This window comes from Pelorhabdus sp. sgz311002 (genome assembly GCF_056134285.1).
This window is the reverse complement of sequence record NZ_JBWBCL010000003.1, coordinates 338686-362950: the sequence shown is the minus strand read 5'-3', so window position 1 is coordinate 362950 and position 24265 is coordinate 338686. Positions and strand designations below refer to the sequence as shown.

Sequence of the window (24265 nt, the reverse complement as noted above, 5' to 3'; positions counted from 1 at the left end):
GAACTTTGAGTAAGCTATGAAGGGAGCGATCCTCCTTGTTGGATGTAAACAATTTTGATTCGATGCGTATTGGATTAGCTTCACCTGATCAAATCCGCAAATGGTCTCACGGCGAAGTCAAAAAGCCGGAAACTATTAACTATCGTACCTTAAAACCCGAGCGGGAAGGCCTCTTTTGCGAAAAGATATTTGGACCAACACGCGATTGGGAATGTCATTGCGGCAAGTATAAGCGCATTCGCTATAAGGGCATTGTCTGCGATCGCTGCGGCGTCGAAGTAACCCGTTCGAAAGTTCGTCGGGAACGCATGGGCCATATTGAACTGGCTGCCCCTGTTTCGCATATTTGGTATTTTAAAGGAATTCCGAGCCGTATGGGGTTGATTCTCGACATCTCCCCGCGGTCTTTGGAAAAAGTTCTTTACTTTGCTTCTTATATCGTATTAGATCCTGGTGACACGCCGCTGATGAAACGGCAACTGCTGAATGAAAGCGAATACCGTGAGTATCGCGATAAATACGGCAGTGCCTTTAAAGTTGGCATGGGCGCTGAAGCGATTAAAAAACTTCTCGAAGAGCTTGATCTTGAGAAAATGAGTCGCGAGCTTCGCCAGGAACTGAAAGAAGTCAGCGGGCAGAGAAAGATCCGGGCGATTCGTCGCTTGGAGGTTTCCGAAGCCTTCAGAAAGTCAGGCAATCGTCCGGAGTGGATGATTATGGATGTTGTTCCGGTTATACCACCGGAACTGCGCCCGATGGTACAGCTTGACGGCGGACGTTTTGCCACTTCCGACCTCAATGATTTGTATCGTCGCGTGATCAACCGAAATAATCGGTTGAAACGTTTGTTAGACCTCGGTGCGCCTGATATTATTGTACGCAACGAAAAACGGATGCTTCAGGAAGCTGTCGATGCTTTGATTGACAATGGCCGTCGCGGTCGTCCGGTTACCGGACCTGGCAATCGTCCGTTAAAATCTTTAAGTGATATGCTGAAAGGCAAACAAGGTCGTTTCCGTCAGAATCTACTGGGAAAACGTGTTGACTATTCTGGTCGTAGCGTTATCGTTGTCGGTCCGGAACTGAAACTCCATCAGTGCGGTCTGCCAAAAGAAATGGCTCTTGAGCTCTTTAAGCCTTTTGTTATGAAAAAACTGGTCAATGCCGGTCATGCTCATAATATCAAAAGCGCTAAACGGATGGTAGAACGCGTTCGTCCAGAAGTATGGGATGTCTTAGAAGAAGTCATTAAAGAACATCCTGTTCTCTTGAACCGTGCTCCAACACTTCATCGCCTGGGTATTCAGGCCTTTGAACCGGTTCTTTCCGAAGGTCGCGCCATCAAACTTCATCCGCTTGTTTGTACGGCTTATAACGCCGACTTCGACGGTGACCAAATGGCAGTTCACGTACCTCTTTCCGCTGAAGCGCAGTCAGAAGCCCGCCTACTCATGCTAGCGGCTCACAATATCTTGTCAACGAAAGACGGCAAGCCTGTTGTAACGCCGACGCAGGATATGGTTCTTGGCGCTTATTATTTGACGATTGAACGCCCTGGCGCTTTGGGAGAAGGCACTATTTTCTCCAATTCGACTGAAGCGTTACTGGCTTATCAGCAGAAAACGACGCATTTGCAAGCGCCTGTTAAAGTGCGTATGCCAGGTCATGGTCTTGTCAATACGACAATCGGTCGCTTGATCTTCAATGAAGCTCTGCCAGAAGAACTTCGCTATTATTATCAAAAAGATGGCGAAACTTGTCTTGGTATCTTGATGGATAAAAAACAGCTTGGTAAACTTGTTGCGGAATGCTACCGTGTATTTGGCAATACGAAAACAGCTGATGTAATTGATAATGTAAAACGTCTCGGTTATGCTTTTGCTTGCCGAGCTGGTATGACAATTGCAATTTCCGATATTATTGTGCCAGAAGCGAAGAAAGATATTATTGCTGAGGCTGAACATGATGTTGACGTCATTGATAAGCAATTCCGTCGCGGCCTGATCACTGATGATGAACGCTATAAAAAAGTTATTACGCTTTGGACGAAAGCGACAGATGATGTAACACATGCTCTGATGAATTCGCTTGATGAATTCAATCCTGTATACATGATGGCTACGTCTGGCGCCCGTGGTAACATTCAGCAGATTCGTCAGCTGGCTGGTATGCGCGGTTTGATGGCTGATCCTTCGGGACGTATCATCGACTTACCAATTAAAGCAAACTTCCGTGAAGGTCTTACCGTGTTAGAGTACTTTATTTCAACACATGGCGCACGTAAAGGTTTGGCTGATACGGCTCTTCGTACGGCTGACTCCGGGTATCTTACCCGCCGTCTTGTTGACGTAGCGCAGGATGTAATTATCCGGGAAGAAGACTGCGATGTCATCGGTATCAATCTTGTTAGAGAACGGGCTCGACTGGCGCAAACAAGTGCTAGCGCTATTCACATGCTGAAAGACGCATTACTTGGCCGTGTCGTAGCTGAAGATATTGTCAGTCCGAAAGACGATAGCCTGTTAGTGGCTCATGATACAGTCCTTGCTGAAGCGCATCTTGATGTAATTGGCGAAAATGCCGTTGCTGAAATTAAGTTGCGCGGCAGAGAAGACGAATCAGAAGATATGAAAAACTCGGCTGAAATCGAAACGATTACCCTCGGTGAACCAGAAGAGCATACGCGTCAGCACCTGAAACAGGCGATGATTCGCGAAATGCTGGGCAAAAATACCACTGCTGCTGTAACAACAAATAGTGGCGAAGAAATTGTTCCCGCTGATACGCCGCTACTGGAAGAGCATATTGAAGCGATTCTAGCTAGCGATGTTAAAGAAGTTAAAGTGAGAAACAATAATATTCAAGGTATTTATGTAGAAGATATTACCGAAGGCAACAGCGTTATTGAAAAACTGAGTGATCGTCTGATTGGTCGTGTCGCAGCGGAAGATATTATTGATGAAACTACTGGCGAAGTACTTGTGCCGCTTAATGGCATGATGGACGAACTTCTGGCTGAAAAAGTAGCTAAGGTCAAAAAACGCGTTAAAATCCGTTCTGTTCTCAATTGTAAATCACGCTACGGCGTCTGCATTAAATGCTATGGCCGTAACTTGGCTACAGGCCATACGGTAGATGTAGGCGAAGCAGTTGGTATTATTGCCGCTCAGTCAATCGGCGAACCGGGCACACAGCTTACAATGCGTACATTCCATACCGGCGGTGTTGCCGGTGACGATATTACGCAGGGTCTGCCTCGTGTCGAAGAACTGTTCGAAGCGAGAAAGCCAAAACGGCAAGCGATTATTACCGAAGTGGACGGAACGGTTGAAGTTAAAGAAGTCAAAGGACAGAGAAAAGTTACGATTATTCCGTCTGGTGGCGGCGAAGAGCATATTTACAGCATCCCTTACGGCGCTCGTATGACAGTCCGCGATGGAATGACCGTAGAAGCTGGCGATCGCTTAACAGAAGGCGCAGTAAATCCTCATGATATTTTACGCGTCAGCGGTTTAAGAGCAACGCAGCGCTACCTTGTCCATGAAGTACAGAAAGTTTATAAATCTCAAGGCGTTGAAATCAACGACAAGCATTTGGAAGTTATGGTTCGCCAAATGATGCATAAAGTCAAAGTGGAAGAAGCCGGTGATACGGAACTTCTGCCAGGCGAATATATCGATATTATTACTTTTGAAGAAGAAAACGCCAAAACCATGGAAAGCGGTGGCGAACCGGCTATTGCTCGTCCGATTCTCCTTGGTATTACCAAAGCTTCCTTGGCTACTGACTCTTTCTTATCGGCAGCTTCCTTCCAGGAAACGACTCGTGTCCTGACTGAAGCAGCGATTAAAGGTAAAGTCGATCCGCTCTTGGGCTTGAAAGAAAATGTTATTATTGGTAAGCTTGTACCGGCAGGAACAGGCATGAGCCGTTATAGCAATATCAAAACAATTAAACCTGTATCATCAGAAGAAAGCAATTCTTAATAGCTGAGGCAGGAGTTTAACACAAGAAAGCGCAGGTTTATCTGCGCTTTCTTGTTAAAATGATACACACGGAAGCGTGGGCATAAAAAGTATTGATTTTATTAGAAGAATAGTTGACATTGACTACTGGTAGTGATAAAATATCAGAGTGCCCAGAAGAAAAAAATATTTTTTCCGATGGTTGCTTGTCGCAAAGGAGTGAATTACGGTGTTGCAAAACCTGAAAAATGCCAAGAAAGTGATTGGAATTAAACAAGTCACCAAAGCCGTGGAAAAAGGGTTAGCAAATCGTGTGTGGGTGGCGGACGATGCGGAAGAACGTCTCGTTGAACCGCTCAAAACTCTTTGTAAGAGTAAAGGAGTTGCTCTCGAAGCGGGAATGACAATGGCTGAGCTTGGAAAGGCCTGTGCAATTGAGGTCGGTGCGGCGGCTGTAGCAGTTGTTGCTGAAGGGTAAGTTAAAAAATTTCATGTTTTCTTAAAGGAAATATGAAATTCTTTATAACTATCAATCTAAATTTTGGGAAGGAGGTGCCAGGATGCCAACAATTAACCAATTAGTACGCAAAAGCAGACAAACAATGGAGCAAAAATCCACTGCGCCAGCTTTGAAAGAAAGCCCGCAAAAACGTGGTGTTTGCACAAGAGTATATACAACGACTCCGAAAAAACCAAACTCCGCATTGCGTAAGGTTGCTCGTGTACGTTTAACTAACGGAATCGAAGTAACTGCTTACATCCCCGGTATCGGCCACAACTTGCAAGAACATAGCGTGGTTCTGATTCGTGGCGGTAGAGTAAAAGATTTACCAGGTGTTCGTTATCACATTATCCGCGGTGCGCTTGATACTGCAGGTGTGCAAAAACGAGGTCAGGGTAGATCGAAATACGGTGCGAAACGTGCGAAGAAATAAGACGCGTAACTAGGTTTGAGTTTTGAAGAAGGAGGGAATGTTCATGCCGAGAAAAGGTGCAGTACCAAAGCGTGACGTGTTACCAGATCCAGTATACAATTCTAAAATTGTTACTCGGTTCATTAATAAAGTAATGCTTGATGGTAAAAAAGGCGTTGCAGAAAGCATCGTTTATAATGCTTTTGAAATCGTAAGAGCAAAGACCGGTAAGGATCCGTTAGAAGTATTTGATCAGGCAATGAAAAATGTTATGCCTGTACTAGAAGTAAGAGCTCGTCGTGTTGGTGGTGCTAACTACCAGGTTCCTGTGGAAGTTCGCAGCGACCGTCGACTGACTCTGGGAATTCGTTGGATGGTTGATTACAGCCGTAAACGCGGTGAAAAAACCATGCACGAAAGATTGGCTGCCGAATTGATGGATGCAGCAAATAACACAGGTGCAGCAATTAAGAAAAAAGAAGATACCCATAAAATGGCGGAAGCCAATAAGGCGTTTGCTCATTATCGGTGGTAACAGTGAGGAGTGAAAGATAGTGGCCAGAAAGTTTACACTTGAAAATACGCGTAACATTGGCATCATGGCTCATATCGACGCTGGAAAAACCACTACCACAGAACGTATTCTGTTCTATACAGGCAGAGTGCATAAGATTGGCGAAGTACATGATGGCGCTGCGACGATGGACTGGATGGTGCAAGAACAAGAAAGAGGTATCACGATTACCTCGGCGGCCACTACAGCCCAGTGGAAAGGCCATCGCATTAACATCATTGACACACCAGGACACGTGGACTTTACAGTAGAAGTAGAACGGTCCCTGCGCGTTCTTGATGGCTCGGTAGCTGTCTTCTGTGCAAAGGGTGGCGTAGAGCCTCAGTCTGAAACCGTTTGGCGTCAGGCTGATAAATACAGCGTTCCCCGCATGGCTTATGTAAATAAAATGGATATTATCGGTGCTGATTTCTATCGCGTTGTCGATATGATGAAAGACCGTCTCCATGCTAATGCGGTTCCTATTCAATTGCCAATTGGCTTTGAAGATACCTATGTTGGCCTGATTGACCTTGTAGAAATGAAAGCTCATATCTACACGGACGATCTTGGCAAAACAAATGAAGAAGCAGACATTCCGGAAGATATGAAGGAATTGACTGATAAATATCGTCAGAACTTGCTTGATGCAGTTGCTGAAAGCGATGACGAATTAATGATGAAATATCTCGAAGGCGAAGAGTTTACTGTTGAAGAGATCAAAGCAGGGATTCGTAAAGCAACGATCGCTTGCAAAATGACTCCTGTTCTTTGCGGTTCTTCCTACAAAAATAAAGGCGTTCAGCCGCTGCTTGACGCAGTTGTCGACTTTATGCCGGCTCCAATCGATATCCCGGCTATTAAGGGTGTAAACCCTGATTCGGGTGAAGAGGACGAACGTGCATCGAGCGATGAACTTCCTTTCTCAGCTTTAGCCTTTAAAATTATGGCTGACCCTTATGTCGGCAAACTTGCTTTCTTCCGCGTTTACTCTGGTAAAATTTCTTCCGGTTCTTATGTGTTCAATTCTACTAAAGGTAAAAAAGAACGCATTGGCCGTATCCTTCAGATGCATGCCAACCATCGTGAAGAAATTGACACAGTGTATACAGGCGATATCGCTGCAGCTGTTGGTCTGAAAGACACAACGACTGGCGACACGCTTTGCGATGATAAGAGCCCTATTATTCTTGAGTCTATGGTATTCCCTGAGCCGGTTATCTCTGTAGCCGTTGAACCGAAAACCAAAGCTGACCAAGAAAAAATGGGTATTGCTCTGGCAAGACTTGCAGAAGAAGATCCTACTTTCCGGATGAATACTGATCAGGAAACTGGTCAAACAATCATTTCTGGTATGGGTGAACTTCACTTAGAAATCATTGTTGACCGTATGCTGCGTGAATTCAAGGTAGAATGCAACGTGGGTAAACCGCAGGTTGCTTACCGTGAAACAATCCGCAAGCAGGTTAAAGCGGAAGGTAAATTTGTTCGTCAGTCCGGTGGTCGTGGTCAATATGGTCATTGCTGGCTTGAACTTATTCCGCAAGAACCTGGTACTGGCTTTAGCTTTGAAAGCAAAATCGTTGGTGGTGCGATTCCTAGAGAATACATTTCACCAATTGAAGCTGGTATCAAAGAAGCCATGGAAAACGGCGTTGTAGCTGGTTATCCAATGGTAGATATCAAAGTTCAAGTATTTGACGGTTCTTACCATGACGTTGACTCCTCAGAAATGGCCTTTAAAATTGCTGGTTCCATGGGCTTCAAAGCCGGTGCGCAAAAAGCAAATCCAGTACTGTTAGAGCCTTATGAAAAAGTCGAAGTCATTGTTCCTGAAGAATACATGGGCGACGTTATCGGTGATTTGAATTCTCGTCGTGGTCGCATTGAAGGTATGGAATCTCGTGCTGGTGCTCAAAGCATCAAAGCTTATGTTCCTCTTGCTGAAATGTTTGGTTATGCAACAGATCTTCGTTCTCGGACGCAAGGTCGTGGCAACTACTCGATGGAATTCCATCATTATGAAGATGTTCCCAAAAATATTTCCGAAGCTATTGTCACGAAAGTGAAAGGCTAAATCGGAGCAAAAAAAATAAGTCTTAGGAGGCAAAACTAATGGCTAAGAAAAAGTTTGAAAGAACAAAACCGCATGTTAACATTGGAACCATCGGTCACGTTGACCATGGTAAAACATCCTTAACAGCAGCAATCACGATGACGCTGGCAAAAGCAGGCGGCGCAGAGTTCATGGCATATGACATGATCGATAAAGCTCCTGAAGAAAGAGAACGCGGTATCACAATCAACACAGCTCACGTAGAATATGAAACTGAAAACCGCCACTATGCCCACGTTGACTGCCCAGGCCATGCTGACTATGTAAAAAACATGATCACTGGCGCAGCGCAGATGGACGGAGCAATCTTGGTAGTAAGTGCAGCTGACGGCCCGATGCCTCAGACTCGCGAACATATCCTTCTTTCCCGTCAGGTAGGCGTACCTGCAATGGTCGTATTCTTGAACAAGATGGACCTTGTAGATGACGCAGAACTGATCGAATTGGTAGAAATGGAAGTTCGTGAACTTCTCTCCAGTTATGAATTCCCTGGCGATGACATCCCTGTAATCGCAGGTTCTGCAGTAAAAGCTCTGGAATGCGCTTGTGGCAAACGCGATTGCGAATGGTGCGGCAAAATCCATGAACTGATGGATGCAGTAGATGAATACATTCCTACCCCTGTTCGTGATACGGACAAAACGTTCTTAATGCCAGTCGAAGACGTATTCACGATCACGGGTCGTGGTACAGTAGCAACAGGCCGTGTAGAACGTGGCGTAGTAAAAGTTGGCGATACAATTGAAATCGTCGGCATGCAGGAAAAAGCAAAATCTACGGTTGTAACGGGCGTAGAAATGTTCCGCAAACTTCTTGACAGCGCTGTAGCAGGCGACAACATCGGAGCACTGCTGCGTGGTGTTGAAAGAAAAGATATCGAACGCGGTCAAGTACTTGCAAAACCAGGTTCGATCAATCCTCATACGAAATATGCTGCTGAAGTATATGTATTGAGCAAAGAAGAAGGCGGCCGTCATACACCGTTCTTCAATGGTTACCGTCCACAGTTCTACTTCAGAACAACCGACGTAACTGGAGTTGTTACGCTTCCAGAAGGCGTAGAAATGGTAATGCCTGGCGACAACATTCGCATGAATATTGAACTCATCACCCCGATTGCAATGGAAGAAGGACTTCGCTTTGCAATTCGTGAAGGCGGCCGTACTGTTGGCGCCGGTGTTGTTACTGCCATTAATGCATAAGAGATTTACAACCAAGGCTGCTGAGAGTGCGCTACGCACTCTTGGCGCAAGCCTTATGGAACAAGGCGATGAGGTGGAAGGTTGCTGGAAACAGGGGAATTTCCACTGAGAACTGTCCGTTCAATGAAACTGGGCGATAAGGAGGCAATAAAAAATGGCGAAACAACAAAAGATTCGCATTCGTTTAAAAGCATATGATCATAAGGCTCTTGATCAAAGTGCAGTAAAAATTGTAGACACAGCTAAGAGAAGTGGTGCCATGGTATCTGGTCCTATTCCTCTTCCGACAGAAAAAAATATCTTTACGATTCTTCGTTCACCTCATGTTAATAAAGACTCGCGTGAGCAATTCGAAATGCGTACTCACAAACGTCTGATTGACATTTTGGAACCAACTGCAAAGACTGTAGACGCTCTCATGCGTTTAGATCTTCCAGCTGGTGTGGACATTGAAATCAAGCTGTAGGAAGGAGGATGTAGAATATGGCTAAAGCAATTATTGGTAAAAAGATTGGCATGACCCAAATATTTACGGCTGAAGGAAAAGTAATTCCTGTAACAGTATTGGAAGCGGGAAACACCGTTGTACTTCAAAACAGAACAATTGAAAACGATGGCTATAATTCAGTCCAACTTGGTTTTGGCACTGTGAAAGATAAACATGTAACGAAACCGATGAAAGGCCACTTCGAAAAAGCTGGCGTGAAACCGGTTAAGTTTATCCGTGAACTGCGTTTGTCCGATCCTTCTGAATATACAGTAGGTCAGAGTGTTGGCGTCGATACGTTTGCTGAAGGTGACCTTGTTGATGTTACCGGCGTAAGCAAAGGTAAAGGTTTTGCCGGCGGTATCAAACGCCATAATTTCAGACGCGGACCTATGGGTCACGGCTCGAAATCCCACCGCGAACCTGGTTCTATCGGACCTAGAATGAGCGGCGGCGGCGGTAAAGTTTTCAAAGGCAAAAAACTGCCAGGTCGTATGGGCGGACAGCAAGTTACAGTTCAGCGCTTAGCAGTTGTCCGGGTTGATGAAGCTCGCAATCTGCTTCTCATCAAAGGTGCAATTCCGGGCCCTAAAGGCGGCTTTATTGTAATTAAAAACACTGTAAAACCGGGGAAATAACCCTGGACTGTAAGAAAGGAGGATGTACTACATGCCGAAAGTAGCAGTATATAATATCGCTGGTGAACAGACTGGCGAATTGGAATTAAATGATAACGTATTTAGCGTAGAAGTTCTTGACGCAGTGATGCATCAGGCAGTTGTTATGCAGCTGGCTAATCAGCGTCAGGGCAATGCTTCTACGAAAACAAGAGGATTGGTTCGTGGCGGCGGCAGAAAACCTTGGAAACAAAAAGGCACTGGCCGTGCTCGTTCCGGCAGCACCCGTTCTCCCATCTGGGTTGGCGGCGGTACTGTATTCGGACCTCTGCCGAGAAGCTATTCCTTCTCCATGCCGAGAAAAGCCCGCCGTTTGGCGATCAAAGGTGCTTTGACGGCGAAAGTGCAGGAAGGTGAATTGACAGTTGTTGATGCAATCAACTTTGCTGAACCTAAAACGAAAAGCGTTGTATCCATGCTCGCTAACTTGAAATCAGATAAGAAATCTCTGATTATCACAGCGGAACAGGATGAAACGGTAGAAAAATCTTCTCGTAACATTCCCGGCGTAAAAACGATTACGTCGAAAAGCTTAAATGTCTATGATATCCTCTATCATGACAAAGTAGTTATTACGAAAGATGCAGTCGCCAAGATTGAGGAGGTGCTTGCATAATGTCTAACGCACGCGATATCATCATCCGTCCTCTGATTACGGAAAAAACAACTGCTATGATGCAAGAAAACAAATTCACTTTTGTGGTTCGTTTAACTGCTAATAAAGTTGAAATCCGTCAGGCGATTGAAGAAGTTTTCAATGTAAAAGTATTAAAAGTCAACACGGTGCGCGTTCTTGGCAAAACCAAACGCATGGGCCGTACGCAGGGCAAACGCTCTGATTATAAAAAAGCGATCGTCACACTCGCTGCTGGCGAAACGATCCCATTCTTCGAAGGTGTTCTGTAAGTAAAATTTTAATGTAAAGGAGGGACACTTATGGCAACAAAAAGTTTTAAACCTTACGCTCCTGGTCGTCGTTTTATGACCGTTGCTGATTTTTCCGAAATTACAACGAATAAACCAGAACGTTCTCTCGTAGAACCTCTGAATAAATATGCCGGTCGTAATAATCAAGGTCGTTTGACAGTTCGTCATCAAGGCGGCGGTCATAAACGTTTGTATCGTATCGTCGATTTCAAACGTACAAAAGACGGCATTCCTGCCAAAGTGGCTACCATAGAATATGATCCTAACCGTTCTTCTCGCATTGCTCTTTTGAACTATGCAGACGGTGAAAAACGCTATATTATCGCACCGAACGGCTTGAAAATCGGCGATACTGTAGTAAGCGGTCCTGAATCCGATATTAAAACAGGCAACTGCCTGCCGCTGAAAAACATTCCTGTTGGTACTTTAGTACACAACATTGAACTCAAAATCGGCAAAGGCGCTCAGCTCGCTCGTTCCGCTGGTTCTGTTGCTCAGCTCATGGCTAAAGAAGGCGACTATGCATTGCTTCGTTTACCTTCTGGTGAAATCAGAAAAGTGCATGTAAACTGCCGGGCCACTGTTGGTCAGGTCGGCCATTTAGAACATGAAAACATTACGATTGGTAAAGCTGGTCGTTCTCGCTGGCTTGGGATTCGTCCTGCTAACCGCGGTGTTGCAATGAATCCTTGTGACCATCCACATGGTGGTGGTGAAGGTCGTTCGCCAGTCGGCCGCAAACATCCTGTTACTCCTTGGGGTAAACATGCGATGGGTGCTAAAACCCGCGTGAAGAAAGCTTCCGATAAGCTGATCGTGAAAAGACGTACGAAATAGATCGTAGAGAAGGGAGGCCAAAATAGGTGTCCAGATCCATTAAAAAAGGACCTTTTGTCCATGCCAGCTTGCTCAGCAAGATTAACGGCTTAAACGAAAAGAACGAAAAGAAAGTCATCAAAACCTGGTCGCGCGCTTCTACAATTCTGCCAAGCTTTGTAGGACATACCATTGCTGTACATGACGGTCGCAAACATGTGCCGGTTTATGTAACAGAAGATATGGTCGGCCATAAACTGGGTGAATTTGCACCGACTCGTACCTACAAAGGGCATGCAGGCAGCGAAAAATCATCCGGATTGAAGTAAGCCGAGAGGGGGATAAACTATGGAAGCCAAAGCAGTGGCGAAGCACATTCGAATTGCTCCTCGCAAAGTTCGCATCGTAATTGATTTAATTCGCGGTAAGAATGTTGGCGAAGCCTTCGCAATTTTGAAGCACGTGCCTAAAGTAGGATCCGAAGTGATCGAAAAAGTATTGAAATCAGCAGTTGCTAATGCTGAACACAATTGTGATATGAACGCTGACAATCTTTATGTAGCAGAAGCTTTTGTTGATCAAGGGCCAACACTAAAAAGAATCCATCCTCGTTCCAGAGGACAGGCGTTTAAAATTTTGAAACGTACGAGCCATGTTAGCATCGTCGTAAAAGAAAGATAAAAGGCGAAGGAGGGAAATAGAGTGGGTCAAAAAGTTAATCCGCATGGTCTTCGCCTTGGTATCATTAAAACGTGGGATGCGAAATGGTATGCCGGCAAAGACTTTGCAAAAAACTTACACGAAGATTTGAAAATTCGTAAATTCTTAAAACAGAAACTTTATGCTTCGGGAGTTGCTCTGATTGAAATCGAACGGGCGGCTAATCGGACGAAAGTTACGATTCATACAGCTAAACCGGGCATGGTAATTGGCCGCGGTGGCAGCGGAATTGAAGAAATCCGTAAAAATCTTGCAGCACTCACAGGCAAATCGATTGATGTAAATATTGCAGAAATCAAACATGCCGAATTAAGCGCAACGCTTGTTGCTGAAAATATTGCTTCCCAGCTTGAAAGACGTATTGCTTTCCGTCGGGCTATGAAACAGACCATCGGACGCACGATGCGTATGGGAGCAAAAGGTATTAAAGTTATGGTAGGCGGCCGTTTGGGCGGTGCAGAAATTGCCCGTAGTGAAAGCGTTCGTGAAGGAAGTATTCCTCTGCACACGCTTCGCGCCGACATTGATTATGGAACAGCTGAAGCTCATACTACTTATGGTCGTATCGGCGTAAAAGTCTGGATCTATAAAGGTGAAGTATTGCCTGAAGCAAAAAAGGCAGTCGCTACCGTTGAGGAAGGGAGCGAAAACTAATGCTGATCCCGAAAAGAGTGAAACATCGTAAACAGTTTCGCGGACGCATGAAAGGTCGCGCCAACAAAGGCAACACCGTAAGCCATGGCGAATTTGGCTTGGTTGCTTTAGAACCGTCCTGGATTACGAACCGTCAAATCGAAGCAGCCCGTATTGCTATGACTCGTTATATCAAACGTGGCGGTAAAGTTTGGATCAAAATATTCCCGGATAAACCCATCACGGCAAAACCGGCTGAAACCCGCATGGGTAGTGGTAAAGGTTCGCCTGAATACTGGGTAGCTGTTGTAAAACCGGGCCGCGTCATGTTCGAAATGGCTGGCGTACCGGAAGAAATTGCACGCGAAGCAATGCGTCTTGCGGCACATAAACTGCCGATCAAATCGAAATTTGTGACACGTGAAGAAACAGCAGCGCCGGAACAAGAAGTGGGTGGTGACGAATAATGAAGGTTAAAGACATCCGCGAATTCAGCGCAACTGAATTGGAACAAAAATTAGCTGGGCTTAAAGACGAACTTTTTAACCTCAGATTTCAGCACGCAACCGGTCAGCTCGAAAATCCGGTTCGCATTCGTGAAGTGAAAAAGACGATCGCCCGCATTAAAACAATTCAACGGGAACGTGAATTGAAAGCATAAAGCCTTAATTGATAGAACTCTTCAAGGAAGGGGGACGCTAGAACGTGTCTGAAATTAGAAACGATCGTAAAGTAAGAATTGGCAAGGTTGTCAGCGATAAAATGGATAAAACTGTTGTTGTTGCCGTAGAACGCCTTGTACAACATGCTCTTTATAAAAAATCGGTGAAACAAACCGTGAAATTTAAAGCCCATGACGAAAACAATGAAAGCCATATCGGCGACACTGTTAAGATTATGGAAACTCGTCCGTTATCAAAAGACAAACGCTGGAGAGTCGTGGAGATTCTGGAAAAAGCGAAATAATCTTATCTTAAAAGACTCGTCGATAAGGAGGGAAAACGATGATCCAACAACAAACCATTATGAACGTGGCTGATAACACTGGCGCGAAAAAACTGATGTGTATCCGCGTACTTGGCGGTTCTTACCGTAAATACGGCAACATCGGTGATGTGGTCGTCGCTGCTGTAAAAGATGCTGCTCCAGGCGGTGTTGTAAAAAAAGGCGACGTTGTAAAAGCTGTTATTGTTCGTTCGCGTAAAGGTCTGCGTCGTCCCGACGGATCTTATATCCGTTTTGATGAAAATGCAGCAGTCGTAATCAAAGATGATAAGAGCCCCCGCGGCACTCGTATCTTTGGACCAGTAGCCAGAGAACTTCGTGAAAAAGATTTCATGAAAATCATCTCGTTGGCACCGGAAGTTATCTAGTACTAGTATAGGAGGTGTCCTGTTTTGTCCGAGACTGTGAAATTGCACGTCAAAAAAGGCGATACTGTAAAAGTATTGTCTGGTAAAGATAAAGGCAAACAGGGGAAAGTCATTGAAGCGCAGCCGAAAAAAGGCAAAATCGTTGTTGAAGGCGTAAGCAAAGTAAAACGCCACACGAAACCAAGCGCTAAAATGCCCCAGGGCGGCATTCTGGTAAAAGAGGCTGCTATTCATTCAGCCAAAGTAATGCTCGTTTGCCCAGCTTGTAACGAACCAACTCGCATCAAAAAAACCGCTCTTTCTAGCGGCGTTTTTGCGCGTACTTGCAAAAAGTGCGGCGAGATTATTGATAAAGATAAATAAAGCGGAAAGGAGGTATTCGTAAATGGCCCGCTTAAAAGATAAGTTTGTGAGCGAAATCGCTAAGGAAATGATGACAAAGTTCGGTTATAAGAACGTCATGGAAATTCCTAAAGTTGAAAAAATCGTAATTAACATGGGTGTTGGTGAAGCTGTCGGTAATCCGAAAGTTCTCGACGCAGCTGTAGCTGACCTTACGCAGATCGCTGGTCAGAAACCGGTTGTAACTCGTGCAAAAAAATCAATCGCTGCTTTTAAAATTCGTCAGGGTATGCCGATCGGAACGAAAGTCACCCTGCGCGGCGACAGAATGTACGAATTCCTTGATAAATTAATCAATGTTTCATTACCTCGCGTACGTGACTTCCGCGGCATTAGCCCGAAAGCATTTGACGGTCGTGGCAACTATACGCTCGGCGTAAAAGAACAATTGATTTTCCCAGAAATTGATTATGATAAGATCGATAAAATCCGCGGAATGGATATCATTATCGTAACGACAGCAAAGACGGACGAAGAAGCCCGTGAATTGCTCCGTTTGATGGGGATGCCGTTCAGCGCATAAAGGAGGGACACTCGTGGCCAAAAAGGCATTGATTGAAAAATGGAAACGCGAACCGAAATTCAGCGTTCGTAAATACAATAGATGCAAAGTTTGCGGTCGTCCGCACGGCTATATCCGCAAATTTGAATTGTGCCGTATCTGCTTCAGAGAATTGAGCTACAAAGGTGCTATCCCTGGAGTAACTAAAGCAAGCTGGTAAGCCATTGAGAAAGGAGGAAATCTGAAATGGTAATGACTGATCCTATCGCCGATCTACTGACTCGCATCCGTAATGCTAACTCGGTATATCATGATAAAGTTGAAATTCCTGCGTCGAATATTAAACGCGCTGTTGCCGAAATTCTAAAATCTGAAGGTTTTATTAAAGATTTTGAGTGCATTTCTGACAACAAGCAGGGCGTCATTCGCGTTAGCTTAAAATATGGCCCGAATCGGGAAAAAGTTATTAACGGAATTAAACGTATTTCTAAACCCGGACTTCGCGTATATGTGAAGAGCACTCACCTGCCTCGCGTATTAGGTGGTCTCGGAATTGCAGTAATTTCCACATCTAAAGGAATTATGACTGATAAACAAGCACGTAAAGAAGGCCTTGGCGGCGAAGTTATCGCGTACGTCTGGTAATCATTTTTTGACTAGGAGGTGCAAATATGTCTAGAATTGGTCGCATGCCTATTACCATTCCTAGCGGTGTAACCGTAAAGATGGAAGGCAATGTGGTGTCGGTAAAAGGCCCGAAAGGGGAACTTACTCGTACATTCCATCCTGATATGGCTCTTAAGATGGAAGAAAACACCATTATTGTAGAGCGTCCCAGTGACAATAAAACGCATAGATCCTTGCACGGCTTAACCCGTACGCTGTTAAACAACATGGTTGTAGGCGTAACTGCAGGATTTACGAAGACATTAGAAATTGCCGGTGTCGGCTATAGAGCAGCAAAAGCAGGTAATAAATTGAACCTTACATTAGGTTTCTCTCATCCTGTTGCGGTAGAACCGCCTGCAGGAATTACGATTGATGTTCCTGCTCCGAATAAAATCATTGTATCTGGTATTGATAAAGAAGTTGTTGGCGCAATTGCTGCTAACATTCGTTCCTTCCGTGAACCTGAACCTTACAAAGGCAAAGGCATCAAATATGAAGGCGAAAGAATCCGTCGTAAGATCGGTAAAGCCGGCGGTAAAGGTAAGAAATAAACGCGAAAGGAGTGACTACCTTGTTTCGTAAACAGAACAGCAAGAATGATGCTCGTTTAAAACGTCATTACAGAATGCGTAAAAACGTTGTTGGTACTGCTGAAAAGCCGCGCCTCAATGTATTTCGCAGCTTGAACCATATTTATGCACAGATCATTAACGATGAAACTGGCGTAACACTCGTATCAGCCAGCACGGTTGATAAAGAACTCAGCGCTTCCATCGAAAAAAGCGGCAATGCAGCAGCAGCTAAGCTTGTCGGTGCTGCAGTAGCAAAACGCGCTTTGGCAGCAGGTATTACGAAAGTTGTTTTTGATCGTGGCGGTTATATTTATCATGGTCGTGTTGCAGCATTAGCTGAAGGCGCCCGTGAAGCTGGTTTAGAGTTTTAGAAGAAGGAGGGACACCAGTGGCTAGAATAGATTATGCAAGTCTTGATTTAAAAGAAAAAGTGGTTTTCATTAACCGTGTAGCCAAAGTCGTAAAAGGCGGTCGTCGTTTTTCGTTCAGTGCACTCGTTGTAGTGGGCGATGAAAACGGTCATGTTGGTATGGGCCTTGGTAAAGCTGGCGAAGTACCGGAAGCAATTCGTAAAGGTATCGAAGACGCTAAGAAAAATCTGATTCAGGTTCCTATGGTAAATACAACCATTCCTCACCAAATTATTGGTGAATTCGGCGCCGGTCGTGTTTTATTGAAACCTGCTTCCGAAGGTACTGGAGTTATTGCCGGAGGTCCTGTCCGTGCCGTTCTTGAACTTGCCGGTATTCGCGACATCCTGACAAAATCGCTTGGATCTTCCAATGCAAATAACATGGTTCGCGCTACGCTAAAAGGCTTAGAACAATTGAAACGGGCCGAACGAGTTGCAGAACTTCGTGGCAAAACAGTCCAGGAACTTTTGGGTTAAGGAGGAATTGAAAGTGGCAAACATTAGCGTGACTCTTACCCGAAGCCTGATTGGCCGACCAGAAGACCAAAGAGCTACTGCAAAAGCTTTGGGACTGACGAAAATGCATAAAACTGTAGTAAAACAAGATACTCCGGCGATCAGAGGCATGATTCGCAAAATCGAGCATCTCGTTACAGTAGAAGAAGTACAAGACTAAACGAGGAGGTGTTACTGATGAAATTACATGAATTATCTCCTGCACCGGGATCGAAAAAAACTCGTACTCGCGTAGGTCGTGGCTTAGGTAGCGGTCTTGGCAAAACGAGTGGTAAAGGTCATAAAGGTCAGAATTCTCGGAGCGGCGGCGGTGTTCGCAGCGGTTTTGAAGGCGGTCAGATGCCTCTTTATCGTAGATTACCGAAACGCGGTTTCACAAATATTCATGCGCTTAAATTCGTAGAAGTAAATGTAGCACAGCTAAATCGTTTTGAAGATGGCGCTGTTGTTGATTATGTTGCTTTAATCGAAGCTGGCGTAATTAAAAATGTGTTGGACGGAGTTCGTATCCTCGGCAATGGTGAATTGACGAAAGCGTTGACTGTTAAAGCTCATGGCTTTAGTAAATCCGCTGTTGAAAAAATTCAAACTGCCGGTGGTAAAGTTGAGGTGATCTAGGTGCTAGAGGCCTTGTCCAATATCGTCAAGATTACCGAACTCAGACAAAAAATCGTTTTTACGCTTCTCATGTTCTTGGTGTTTCGGGCAGGAACGCATATTCCCGTTCCCGGTGTGAATGCTTCAGTTATTGAACAGCTTTTCACTTCAGGAAACTTGTTCGGTTTATTGGACCTATTCTCAGGCGGCGCCTTGAGCAAATTCTCGATTTTTGCCATGAGTATTACTCCTTATATTAATGCTTCCATCATCATGCAGCTTTTAACTGTTGTTGTGCCCACTTTTGAACAGTGGTCAAAGGAAGGCGAAGAAGGACGGAAAAAGATTACACAAATCACCCGTTACGGGACGGTGGTTCTTGGATTTATCCAAGCAATCGGTATGGCTTTTGGCTTAAAGCAGGCTATAATTGATCCTGGTATCGGTTCCATTTTTCTGATTGCATTAACCCTTACAGCAGGCACTACATTTTTGATGTGGCTCGGTGAGCAAATCACTGAAAAAGGAATTGGCAACGGAATTTCGCTGATTATTTTTGCTGGTATCGTATCAAGACTTCCTGATGGTATTCAGACCATCTATCAATATCTCTCAGCAGGCAGTATCAGCTGGTTCAATGTATTGCTCTTCGCTGTTATTGCGATTGCTATGATTGTGTTTGTTATTTTGATTCAACAAGGCCAGCGTAAAATTCCCGTGCAGTATGCAAAACGGGTTGTAGGCCGCAAAATGTATGGTGGTCATTCCACTCACATTCCGCTGAAAGTAAATCAAGCGGGTGTTATTCCAATAATCTTTGCGTCATCCGTGCTCATGTTCCCGGTAACCATTGCCCAGTTTATTGATGTTCCCTGGGTAAAAACCGTGGCAGGATATTTTGCGTGGGGCACGCCGCTGCAAACTAGTTTGTATGCACTGCTCATTATTTTCTTCACGTATTTCTATACTGCGGTTACCATGAACATATCGGATATGGCAGAGAACATGAAAAAATACGGTGGTTTTATTCCAGGATTACGCCCGGGGAAACCGACCGCTGATTATTTAGACCGCGTGATGACCAGAATTACTCTTGCCGGTTCAATTTTCTTGGCACTCATTGCGATACTGCCGAATTTCCTCGTCGCAGCAACCAATATTCAAGGAGTATATTTTGGCGGCACTGCCCTACTCATCGTCGTCGGCGTTGCGCTGGATACGATGAAGCAAATCGAGTCGCTCGTACTCGCGCGGCACTATCAAGGCTTCATGAAGTAGGAGGGGACGCAAAATGTATATCTTGTTAATGGGACCGCCTGGCGCCGGAAAAGGCACGCAAGCGGCTAAATTAGTAGAAAATATGGGCCTTGCTCATATTTCTACAGGCGATATGTTTCGTCAAGCAGTAAAAGAAGGAACGCCGCTTGGGCTTCAAGCGAAAGAATGCATGGATTCAGGCAAACTTGTTCCCGATAGCGTGACGATTGGTATCGTAAAAGAGCGGCTTGCCAAAGACGATTGTAAAAAAGGATTCATTCTTGATGGATTCCCGCGGACAATCGAACAAGCAGAAGCTCTGGGTCAGATTTTAGAGGAACTCAAGATCGCCTTGACCCGCGTGGTAAATATTAATGTTCCTCATCAAGAACTGGTTGGAAGGGTTACAGGACGGCGGATTTGCAAGGCTTGCGGCGCCACGTTCCATGTAACATTCAATCCTTCCACAAAAGGAGAGCTTTGCGATCAATGCGGTGGCTCCTTATATCAGCGGGCTGACGACAGTGAAGCAACGGTAACGAACCGCTTAGCTGTGTATGATGCGCAGACGCAGCCGCTTATTTCCTACTACGCCAATAAAGGCTTGTACAGTGAAATTGACGGACGCCAAGAAATTGACAAAGTCTATGCAGATGTACTTGCTAGTTTGAAGGTTGATCAGGCATGATTATTCTTAAATCAGAACGGGAGATCGCTTTTATGCGGGAAGCCGGCCAGATTGTAGCAGGAACTCTTGCGGCGATGCGCAAAGCGGCTGGTGTCGGAATTACGACCCTGGAACTGGATCAAATTGCCGAAAAATATATTAGAAGCTGTGGCGCTCTGCCGGCCTTTAAAGGCTATCAAGGCTTTCCTGGCACGATTTGCGCTTCAGTAAACGAAGAAGTTGTACATGGAATTCCGGGATTAAAAAAGTTAAAAAATGGCGATACTGTAAGTATTGATGTCGGCGCAGTCATCAACGGTTATAACGGCGATGCTGCGATTACATTGCCGATTGGCGATGTAGACGAAGACGTACTGAAACTGCTTAAGGTTACGGAAGAGTCGCTCTATAAGGGGATTGAACAGGCTAACGTCGGCAATCGCCTGAGCGATATCTCCCATGCCGTTCAGCAGCATGCAGAAAGTCATGGCTATGGTGTGGTACGTGATTTGGTTGGGCATGGCATTGGTCGAAAGATGCATGAAGATCCTCAAATACCGAATTATGGTATTCCTGGTCGCGGCCCACGGCTGAAATCTGGTATGACGCTTGCGATAGAGCCAATGATTAATTTAGGCACTCATGAGGTAAAAACTCTTGGCGATGGTTGGACAGTGGTTACCAGTGACAGCAAGTGGTCAGCGCACTTCGAACATACGATTGTGCTGACTGATCAGGGACCAGAAATCTTGACAAAATTATAGGAGGCGGCTGTGACTAAAACTCCTATAATTGGTCAAATCGTCGTATCACAAGCGGGGCGTGATCAAGGCCAAATTTATCAGGTGGTAGCAATCACAAAAGAAGGTAAACTTCTTTTGGCTGACGGACGGAAACGCGGTCTTGATCATTTAAAACAAAAAAATCCCCGGCACGTAAGAATAGTTCATTCTATTGCCACTGGCGAAGCGACGCAAGGTTCCTTTTCGGACCTCACTGTCCGCAATGCCATTGCCACATTATTACCAGATAAGCTGTAAAGCGGACGAGGAGGAAGATCTCGTGTCCAAACAAGACGTTATAGAGGTAGAAGGCAAAGTTATCGAAGCATTGCCGAATGCTATGTTCCAGGTAGAACTAGAAAATGGCCATGTCGTACTTGCTCATGTTTCGGGAAAGATCCGTATGAATTTCATCCGGATTTTGCCGGGAGATAAAGTAACGGTTGAGCTTACGCCTTATGATTTGAAACGCGGCCGGATTACCTACCGTTTTAAATAAGTTGTAACTTGACTTTCGACGATAGAAGACGTAGCCACATGACGAAGGAGGTTACCATAGTGAAAGTTAGACCGTCGGTCAAACCGATTTGCGAGAAATGCAAAGTTATTAAACGTAAAGGCCATGTTATGGTAATTTGCGAAAATCCGAAGCATAAACAAAAACAAGGATAGGAGGTGCAATCTCTATGGCACGTATTGCCGGAGTAGACTTGCCGCGCGATAAGCGAGTAGAAATCGCGTTAACTTATATTTATGGTATTGGTCTTACACTCTCAAAAGAAATTTTAGCAGCTACTGGCATTAATCCTGACACGCGAGTTCGCGATCTGACAGAAGAAGAAGTATCGAAGATCAGAGAAGCGCTTGATAAAGGATATAAAGTAGAAGGCGACTTACGCCGTGAAGAATCATTAAATATTAAACGTTTGATTGAAATCGGTTCTTACCGTGGCAAACGTCATCGTATGGGTCTTCCTGTACGCGGTCAGAAAACGAAAACAAACGCAAGAACTCGTAAAGGCCCGAAACGCGCAGTGGGCATGAAAAAGAAGAAGTAAAGGAGGGATAACACCGTGGTTGCTAAAAAAGTAGTAAGAACGAAAAGAAGAGAACGTAAAAACGTAGAATACGGCATTGCCCATATTCGCTCGACTTTTAACAATACAATTGTTACAATTACTGATACGAAAGGCAACGCTCTTTCATGGGCTAGTGCTGGCGGTCTGGGCTTCCGTGGCTCCAGAAAAAGCACTCCTTTCGCTGCTCAGATGGCTGCTGAAACAGCTGCTAAAGCAGCAATGGAACATGGTCTTAAACATTGCGAAGTCTATGTAAAAGGACCAGGATCCGGTCGTGAAGCAGCAATTCGTTCGCTTCAGGCTGCTGGTATTGAAGTTTCCAGCATTAAAGACGTGACTCCCATTCCGCATAACGGCTGCCGTCCGCCAAAACGTCGGAGAGTTTAATTAATCATAGGAGGTGTTACATTTAAATGGCAAGATATACAGGACCTGTTTGTAGATTATGCCGCCGCGAAGGCGAAAAATTATACTTAAAAGGCGATCGTTGTTATAGCGATAAATGCGGTATAAGCAAGCATGCTTATGCCCCTGGCCAGCACGGTCAAGGTCAAGGCCGTAAAAAAGTCTCTGAATATGGTATCCAGCTCAGAGAAAAACAAAAAACACGCCGCGTGTATGGTTTATTGGAACGTCAATTCCGTTCCTATTTTGACAAAGCCGACCGTCAAAAAGGCAACACTGGTGAAAACTTATTGGTGCTCTTAGAAAGACGTCTCGACAATGTTGTATACCGTATGGGTATGGCAGTAGGCCGCGTACAGGCGCGTCAGCTTGTTCGTCATGGTCACTTTACTGTTAACGGCAAAAAAGTTGACATTCCTTCTTTCCTTGTGAAAGCAGGCGATGTAATCCAAGTAAACGAAAGCAGCAAAGAATCTCCGCTGATTAAAGAAATTGGCGAAGCTTTGGCTAGCAAAACTGTTCCTGCCTGGATTGAAGCAAATGCAGCTGATTTCAGTGGCAAAATTACGCGCTACCCCAACAGGGAAGAAATCGACATTCCTATCCAAGAGCATTTGATTGTTGAGTTGTACTCTAGATAATTTGCCCTCGTAGTGGAGATGGCGTAACTCTAAAGAAGTGCGCAAGGAGGAGGGTTTTTTCGGATGATCGAAATCGAAAAACCGAAGATCGATATTGTAGAAATCAGTGAAGACGGTCGTTATGGCAAATTTGTATGGGAACCTTTGGAAAGAGGCTATGGAATTACCATGGGCAACAGTTTGCGCCGGGTGCTTTTATCGTCTCTTCCCGGGGCCGCTGTTACATCGGTCAAAATCGAAAATGTGCTTCATGAATTTTCTACCATTCCCGGAGTTCGGGAAGATGTGACCGTTATCATTTTGAATTTAAAAGAGCTGTGCCTGAAAATGCACACAGACGAGCCTAAAATCTTACGATTGGAAGCAAACGGTGAAGGAGAAGTTCTTGCAAGCGCGATTCAAGCGGATCCCGATGTAGAAATTCTCAATCCTGATTTGCATTTGGCAACCCTTGATGCGGGCGGTTCTTTAGTCATGGAGCTCAATGTAGAACGCGGTCGCGGCTATACGAGAGCAGACAAAAATAAGAAACCGGATCATGTCATTGGTATTATTCCAGTCGACTCGATTTTTACCCCCATCCCCAAAGTAAACTATAGTGTTACTCCCACCCGCGTTGGCAATGTGACTGACTACGACAAATTGACCTTGGAAGTCTGGACTAATGGCAGCATGAGACCGGAAGAAGCTGTCAGTAAAGCTGCCGGAATTATGGTAGCTCATCTGAAGTTGTTCCAAAACATGGCCGGAGCTCCAGTCGATGAGGATCATGTCGAGGGAACATTTAGCGAACCACCGGAAGATACGACGCCGAAAACAATGGATATGACCATTGAAGACCTCGATCTTTCCGTTCGTTCCTACAACTGCCTGAAACGGGCTGGGATTAATACGATTGCTGAACTTGTTCAGAAAACGGAAGATGATATGATGAAAGTGAGAAATCTTGGCCGTAAATCCATGGAAGAGGTCAAGAAAAAACTCATTGAATTGGGTCTCTCACTGGCAGAAAGTGAAGAATAAGGAGGGAAGAAAATGGCCTACAGAAAGTTAGGACGTGATTCCAGTGCTCGCAAAGCACTATTTCGCAGTATCGTAACTTCCTTCTTTGCACAGGAACGCATTGAAACGACCGAAGCTAAAGCAAAAGAAATGAGCAAACTGGTTGACCAGATGATTACTTTAGCAAAACGCGGCGATTTACATGCTCGCCGTCAGGTTCTAGCGTTCATCATGGACGAAGAAGTGACAAAAAAATTATTTGATACGATTGCACCGAAATATGCCGATCGTCAAGGCGGTTATACTCGGATGTATAAGCTCGGACCTCGTCGCGGTGACGCAGCTCCGATGGCAATCATCGAATTAGTATAAAGCAGCA

38 protein-coding genes are annotated in these 24265 nt (G+C 45.0%); all 38 read left to right on the top strand.

The features are described from left to right. Positions 1-35: 35 nt before the first annotated feature. Positions 36-3986 (top strand): DNA-directed RNA polymerase subunit beta', encoded by a 3951-nt coding sequence (gene rpoC / locus AC0NJP_RS07590; protein ID WP_474037385.1) that lies wholly within the window; start codon positions 36-38, stop codon positions 3984-3986. Positions 3987-4194: 208 nt separating this feature from the next. Further along, a complete protein-coding gene (locus tag AC0NJP_RS07585; RefSeq protein ID WP_474037386.1) occupies positions 4195-4443 on the top strand; it encodes a L7Ae/L30e/S12e/Gadd45 family ribosomal protein in 249 nt (82 codons plus the stop codon). Positions 4444-4525: 82 nt separating this feature from the next. Beyond that, positions 4526-4900, top strand: coding sequence for a 30S ribosomal protein S12 (gene rpsL, locus AC0NJP_RS07580; protein WP_474037387.1), 375 nt, complete (start codon positions 4526-4528; stop codon positions 4898-4900). Between the two features lie 43 nt (positions 4901-4943). Beyond that, entirely contained in the window at positions 4944-5414 is a 471-nt protein-coding gene (gene rpsG, locus AC0NJP_RS07575) for a 30S ribosomal protein S7 (protein WP_474037388.1), read from the top strand. Between the two features lie 19 nt (positions 5415-5433). Then, positions 5434-7509, top strand: coding sequence for an elongation factor G (fusA, locus tag AC0NJP_RS07570; RefSeq protein WP_474037390.1), 2076 nt, complete (start codon positions 5434-5436; stop codon positions 7507-7509). Between the two features lie 38 nt (positions 7510-7547). Next, positions 7548-8750 (top strand): elongation factor Tu, encoded by a 1203-nt coding sequence (gene tuf / locus AC0NJP_RS07565; RefSeq protein WP_474037391.1) that lies wholly within the window; start codon positions 7548-7550, stop codon positions 8748-8750. Positions 8751-8904: 154 nt separating this feature from the next. Beyond that, positions 8905-9216, top strand: coding sequence for a 30S ribosomal protein S10 (gene rpsJ / locus AC0NJP_RS07560; protein WP_474037393.1), 312 nt, complete (start codon positions 8905-8907; stop codon positions 9214-9216). A 17-nt stretch (positions 9217-9233) separates the two neighbouring features. Beyond that, entirely contained in the window at positions 9234-9875 is a 642-nt protein-coding gene (gene rplC, locus AC0NJP_RS07555) for a 50S ribosomal protein L3 (protein ID WP_474699365.1), read from the top strand. 31 nt (positions 9876-9906) lie between these two features. Further along, a complete protein-coding gene (rplD, locus tag AC0NJP_RS07550) occupies positions 9907-10530 on the top strand; it encodes a 50S ribosomal protein L4 (protein ID WP_474037395.1) in 624 nt (207 codons plus the stop codon). Then, positions 10530-10820 (top strand): 50S ribosomal protein L23, encoded by a 291-nt coding sequence (rplW, locus tag AC0NJP_RS07545; protein WP_474037396.1) that lies wholly within the window; start codon positions 10530-10532, stop codon positions 10818-10820. The genes rplD and rplW overlap by 1 nt, the downstream gene beginning before the upstream one ends. Before the next feature lie 30 nt (positions 10821-10850). Beyond that, positions 10851-11678, top strand: a complete 828-nt coding sequence (gene rplB, locus AC0NJP_RS07540) for a 50S ribosomal protein L2 (protein WP_474699364.1) — start codon at positions 10851-10853, stop codon at positions 11676-11678. Between the two features lie 26 nt (positions 11679-11704). Then, complete coding sequence (rpsS, locus tag AC0NJP_RS07535) at positions 11705-11986, top strand: 30S ribosomal protein S19 (RefSeq protein WP_474037398.1); 282 nt, start codon at positions 11705-11707, stop codon at positions 11984-11986. A 19-nt stretch (positions 11987-12005) separates the two neighbouring features. Continuing rightward, positions 12006-12338, top strand: a complete 333-nt coding sequence (rplV, locus tag AC0NJP_RS07530; protein ID WP_474037399.1) for a 50S ribosomal protein L22 — start codon at positions 12006-12008, stop codon at positions 12336-12338. A gap of 21 nt (positions 12339-12359) precedes the next feature. Next, the gene (gene rpsC, locus AC0NJP_RS07525; protein WP_474037400.1) at positions 12360-13031 is read left to right on the top strand and encodes a 30S ribosomal protein S3; all 672 of its coding nucleotides are present in this window, start codon (positions 12360-12362) and stop codon (positions 13029-13031) included. Continuing rightward, entirely contained in the window at positions 13031-13477 is a 447-nt protein-coding gene (gene rplP / locus AC0NJP_RS07520) for a 50S ribosomal protein L16 (RefSeq protein ID WP_474037402.1), read from the top strand. Before rpsC ends, rplP begins: the two co-directional genes overlap by 1 nt. Next, positions 13477-13671: a 50S ribosomal protein L29 gene (rpmC, locus tag AC0NJP_RS07515; protein WP_474037403.1), complete on the top strand. Its 195-nt coding sequence runs from the start codon at positions 13477-13479 to the stop codon at positions 13669-13671. Before rplP ends, rpmC begins: the two co-directional genes overlap by 1 nt. A 44-nt stretch (positions 13672-13715) precedes the next feature. After that, on the top strand, positions 13716-13976 hold the full coding sequence (rpsQ, locus tag AC0NJP_RS07510; RefSeq protein ID WP_474037404.1) for a 30S ribosomal protein S17: 261 nt from the start codon (positions 13716-13718) through the stop codon (positions 13974-13976). Positions 13977-14014: 38 nt separating this feature from the next. Continuing rightward, on the top strand, positions 14015-14383 hold the full coding sequence (gene rplN / locus AC0NJP_RS07505; RefSeq protein WP_474037405.1) for a 50S ribosomal protein L14: 369 nt from the start codon (positions 14015-14017) through the stop codon (positions 14381-14383). A 24-nt stretch (positions 14384-14407) separates the two neighbouring features. Continuing rightward, complete coding sequence (rplX, locus tag AC0NJP_RS07500) at positions 14408-14746, top strand: 50S ribosomal protein L24 (RefSeq protein WP_474037406.1); 339 nt, start codon at positions 14408-14410, stop codon at positions 14744-14746. A gap of 22 nt (positions 14747-14768) precedes the next feature. Further along, positions 14769-15308 (top strand): 50S ribosomal protein L5, encoded by a 540-nt coding sequence (rplE, locus tag AC0NJP_RS07495; RefSeq protein ID WP_474037408.1) that lies wholly within the window; start codon positions 14769-14771, stop codon positions 15306-15308. A 13-nt stretch (positions 15309-15321) separates the two neighbouring features. Then, entirely contained in the window at positions 15322-15507 is a 186-nt protein-coding gene (locus AC0NJP_RS07490; RefSeq protein WP_474037409.1) for a type Z 30S ribosomal protein S14, read from the top strand. Between the two features lie 26 nt (positions 15508-15533). Continuing rightward, positions 15534-15932 carry a 30S ribosomal protein S8 gene (gene rpsH / locus AC0NJP_RS07485; RefSeq protein WP_474037410.1) on the top strand — a complete coding sequence of 133 codons (399 nt, stop codon included), beginning with the start codon at positions 15534-15536 and terminating at the stop codon, positions 15930-15932. Between the two features lie 26 nt (positions 15933-15958). Beyond that, positions 15959-16507 carry a 50S ribosomal protein L6 gene (gene rplF, locus AC0NJP_RS07480; protein ID WP_474037411.1) on the top strand — a complete coding sequence of 183 codons (549 nt, stop codon included), beginning with the start codon at positions 15959-15961 and terminating at the stop codon, positions 16505-16507. 20 nt (positions 16508-16527) lie between these two features. After that, positions 16528-16899 carry a 50S ribosomal protein L18 gene (rplR, locus tag AC0NJP_RS07475; RefSeq protein WP_474037412.1) on the top strand — a complete coding sequence of 124 codons (372 nt, stop codon included), beginning with the start codon at positions 16528-16530 and terminating at the stop codon, positions 16897-16899. A gap of 17 nt (positions 16900-16916) precedes the next feature. Further along, positions 16917-17417, top strand: a complete 501-nt coding sequence (gene rpsE / locus AC0NJP_RS07470) for a 30S ribosomal protein S5 (RefSeq protein ID WP_474037414.1) — start codon at positions 16917-16919, stop codon at positions 17415-17417. A gap of 13 nt (positions 17418-17430) precedes the next feature. Next, on the top strand, positions 17431-17616 hold the full coding sequence (rpmD, locus tag AC0NJP_RS07465; protein ID WP_474037415.1) for a 50S ribosomal protein L30: 186 nt from the start codon (positions 17431-17433) through the stop codon (positions 17614-17616). A 17-nt stretch (positions 17617-17633) separates the two neighbouring features. Then, positions 17634-18074, top strand: coding sequence for a 50S ribosomal protein L15 (gene rplO, locus AC0NJP_RS07460; RefSeq protein WP_474037417.1), 441 nt, complete (start codon positions 17634-17636; stop codon positions 18072-18074). Beyond that, on the top strand, positions 18075-19331 hold the full coding sequence (gene secY / locus AC0NJP_RS07455; RefSeq protein WP_474037419.1) for a preprotein translocase subunit SecY: 1257 nt from the start codon (positions 18075-18077) through the stop codon (positions 19329-19331). A gap of 13 nt (positions 19332-19344) precedes the next feature. After that, a complete protein-coding gene (locus tag AC0NJP_RS07450) occupies positions 19345-19998 on the top strand; it encodes an adenylate kinase (RefSeq protein ID WP_474037420.1) in 654 nt (217 codons plus the stop codon). Then, the gene (map, locus tag AC0NJP_RS07445) at positions 19995-20741 is read left to right on the top strand and encodes a type I methionyl aminopeptidase (RefSeq protein WP_474037421.1); all 747 of its coding nucleotides are present in this window, start codon (positions 19995-19997) and stop codon (positions 20739-20741) included. Before AC0NJP_RS07450 ends, map begins: the two co-directional genes overlap by 4 nt. Before the next feature lie 9 nt (positions 20742-20750). After that, positions 20751-21017: a KOW domain-containing RNA-binding protein gene (locus AC0NJP_RS07440; RefSeq protein ID WP_474037422.1), complete on the top strand. Its 267-nt coding sequence runs from the start codon at positions 20751-20753 to the stop codon at positions 21015-21017. A 22-nt stretch (positions 21018-21039) separates the two neighbouring features. Next, positions 21040-21258, top strand: coding sequence for a translation initiation factor IF-1 (gene infA, locus AC0NJP_RS07435; protein WP_333523472.1), 219 nt, complete (start codon positions 21040-21042; stop codon positions 21256-21258). Positions 21259-21317: 59 nt separating this feature from the next. Next, the gene (gene rpmJ / locus AC0NJP_RS07430) at positions 21318-21431 is read left to right on the top strand and encodes a 50S ribosomal protein L36 (RefSeq protein WP_004092858.1); all 114 of its coding nucleotides are present in this window, start codon (positions 21318-21320) and stop codon (positions 21429-21431) included. A gap of 14 nt (positions 21432-21445) precedes the next feature. Next, on the top strand, positions 21446-21817 hold the full coding sequence (gene rpsM / locus AC0NJP_RS07425; RefSeq protein WP_474037425.1) for a 30S ribosomal protein S13: 372 nt from the start codon (positions 21446-21448) through the stop codon (positions 21815-21817). Positions 21818-21832: 15 nt separating this feature from the next. Next, complete coding sequence (gene rpsK / locus AC0NJP_RS07420) at positions 21833-22225, top strand: 30S ribosomal protein S11 (protein ID WP_474037426.1); 393 nt, start codon at positions 21833-21835, stop codon at positions 22223-22225. A gap of 26 nt (positions 22226-22251) precedes the next feature. Next, the gene (gene rpsD, locus AC0NJP_RS07415; RefSeq protein WP_474037427.1) at positions 22252-22884 is read left to right on the top strand and encodes a 30S ribosomal protein S4; all 633 of its coding nucleotides are present in this window, start codon (positions 22252-22254) and stop codon (positions 22882-22884) included. A gap of 63 nt (positions 22885-22947) precedes the next feature. Further along, positions 22948-23907, top strand: coding sequence for a DNA-directed RNA polymerase subunit alpha (locus AC0NJP_RS07410; protein ID WP_474037429.1), 960 nt, complete (start codon positions 22948-22950; stop codon positions 23905-23907). A 12-nt stretch (positions 23908-23919) separates the two neighbouring features. Further along, positions 23920-24258 (top strand): 50S ribosomal protein L17, encoded by a 339-nt coding sequence (rplQ, locus tag AC0NJP_RS07405; RefSeq protein ID WP_474037431.1) that lies wholly within the window; start codon positions 23920-23922, stop codon positions 24256-24258. Positions 24259-24265: the final 7 nt, after the last annotated feature.

Excerpts from the sequence above, each read along its gene's own strand:
- rplN (WP_474037405.1), top strand. The coding sequence starts at position 14,015 with ATGATCCAACAACAAACCATTATGAACGTGGCTGATAACACTGGCGCG.
- rplO (WP_474037417.1), top strand. The coding sequence starts at position 17,634 with ATGAAATTACATGAATTATCTCCTGCACCGGGATCGAAAAAAACTCGT.
- rplC (WP_474699365.1), top strand. The coding sequence starts at position 9,234 with ATGGCTAAAGCAATTATTGGTAAAAAGATTGGCATGACCCAAATATTT.
- rplE (WP_474037408.1), top strand. The coding sequence starts at position 14,769 with ATGGCCCGCTTAAAAGATAAGTTTGTGAGCGAAATCGCTAAGGAAATG.
- rplD (WP_474037395.1), top strand. The coding sequence starts at position 9,907 with ATGCCGAAAGTAGCAGTATATAATATCGCTGGTGAACAGACTGGCGAA.
- rpsG (WP_474037388.1), top strand. The coding sequence starts at position 4,944 with ATGCCGAGAAAAGGTGCAGTACCAAAGCGTGACGTGTTACCAGATCCA.
- rplF (WP_474037411.1), top strand. The coding sequence starts at position 15,959 with ATGTCTAGAATTGGTCGCATGCCTATTACCATTCCTAGCGGTGTAACC.
- rpsD (WP_474037427.1), top strand. The coding sequence starts at position 22,252 with ATGGCAAGATATACAGGACCTGTTTGTAGATTATGCCGCCGCGAAGGC.
- rpsJ (WP_474037393.1), top strand. The coding sequence starts at position 8,905 with ATGGCGAAACAACAAAAGATTCGCATTCGTTTAAAAGCATATGATCAT.
- rplP (WP_474037402.1), top strand. The coding sequence starts at position 13,031 with ATGCTGATCCCGAAAAGAGTGAAACATCGTAAACAGTTTCGCGGACGC.
- tuf (WP_474037391.1), top strand. The coding sequence starts at position 7,548 with ATGGCTAAGAAAAAGTTTGAAAGAACAAAACCGCATGTTAACATTGGA.
- rplV (WP_474037399.1), top strand. The coding sequence starts at position 12,006 with ATGGAAGCCAAAGCAGTGGCGAAGCACATTCGAATTGCTCCTCGCAAA.
- map (WP_474037421.1), top strand. The coding sequence starts at position 19,995 with ATGATTATTCTTAAATCAGAACGGGAGATCGCTTTTATGCGGGAAGCC.
- rpsH (WP_474037410.1), top strand. The coding sequence starts at position 15,534 with ATGGTAATGACTGATCCTATCGCCGATCTACTGACTCGCATCCGTAAT.
- rplQ (WP_474037431.1), top strand. The coding sequence starts at position 23,920 with ATGGCCTACAGAAAGTTAGGACGTGATTCCAGTGCTCGCAAAGCACTA.
- rplW (WP_474037396.1), top strand. The coding sequence starts at position 10,530 with ATGTCTAACGCACGCGATATCATCATCCGTCCTCTGATTACGGAAAAA.
- rpsM (WP_474037425.1), top strand. The coding sequence starts at position 21,446 with ATGGCACGTATTGCCGGAGTAGACTTGCCGCGCGATAAGCGAGTAGAA.
- AC0NJP_RS07450 (WP_474037420.1), top strand. The coding sequence starts at position 19,345 with ATGTATATCTTGTTAATGGGACCGCCTGGCGCCGGAAAAGGCACGCAA.
- rplB (WP_474699364.1), top strand. The coding sequence starts at position 10,851 with ATGGCAACAAAAAGTTTTAAACCTTACGCTCCTGGTCGTCGTTTTATG.
- rpmC (WP_474037403.1), top strand. The coding sequence starts at position 13,477 with ATGAAGGTTAAAGACATCCGCGAATTCAGCGCAACTGAATTGGAACAA.
- AC0NJP_RS07410 (WP_474037429.1), top strand. The coding sequence starts at position 22,948 with ATGATCGAAATCGAAAAACCGAAGATCGATATTGTAGAAATCAGTGAA.
- rpsL (WP_474037387.1), top strand. The coding sequence starts at position 4,526 with ATGCCAACAATTAACCAATTAGTACGCAAAAGCAGACAAACAATGGAG.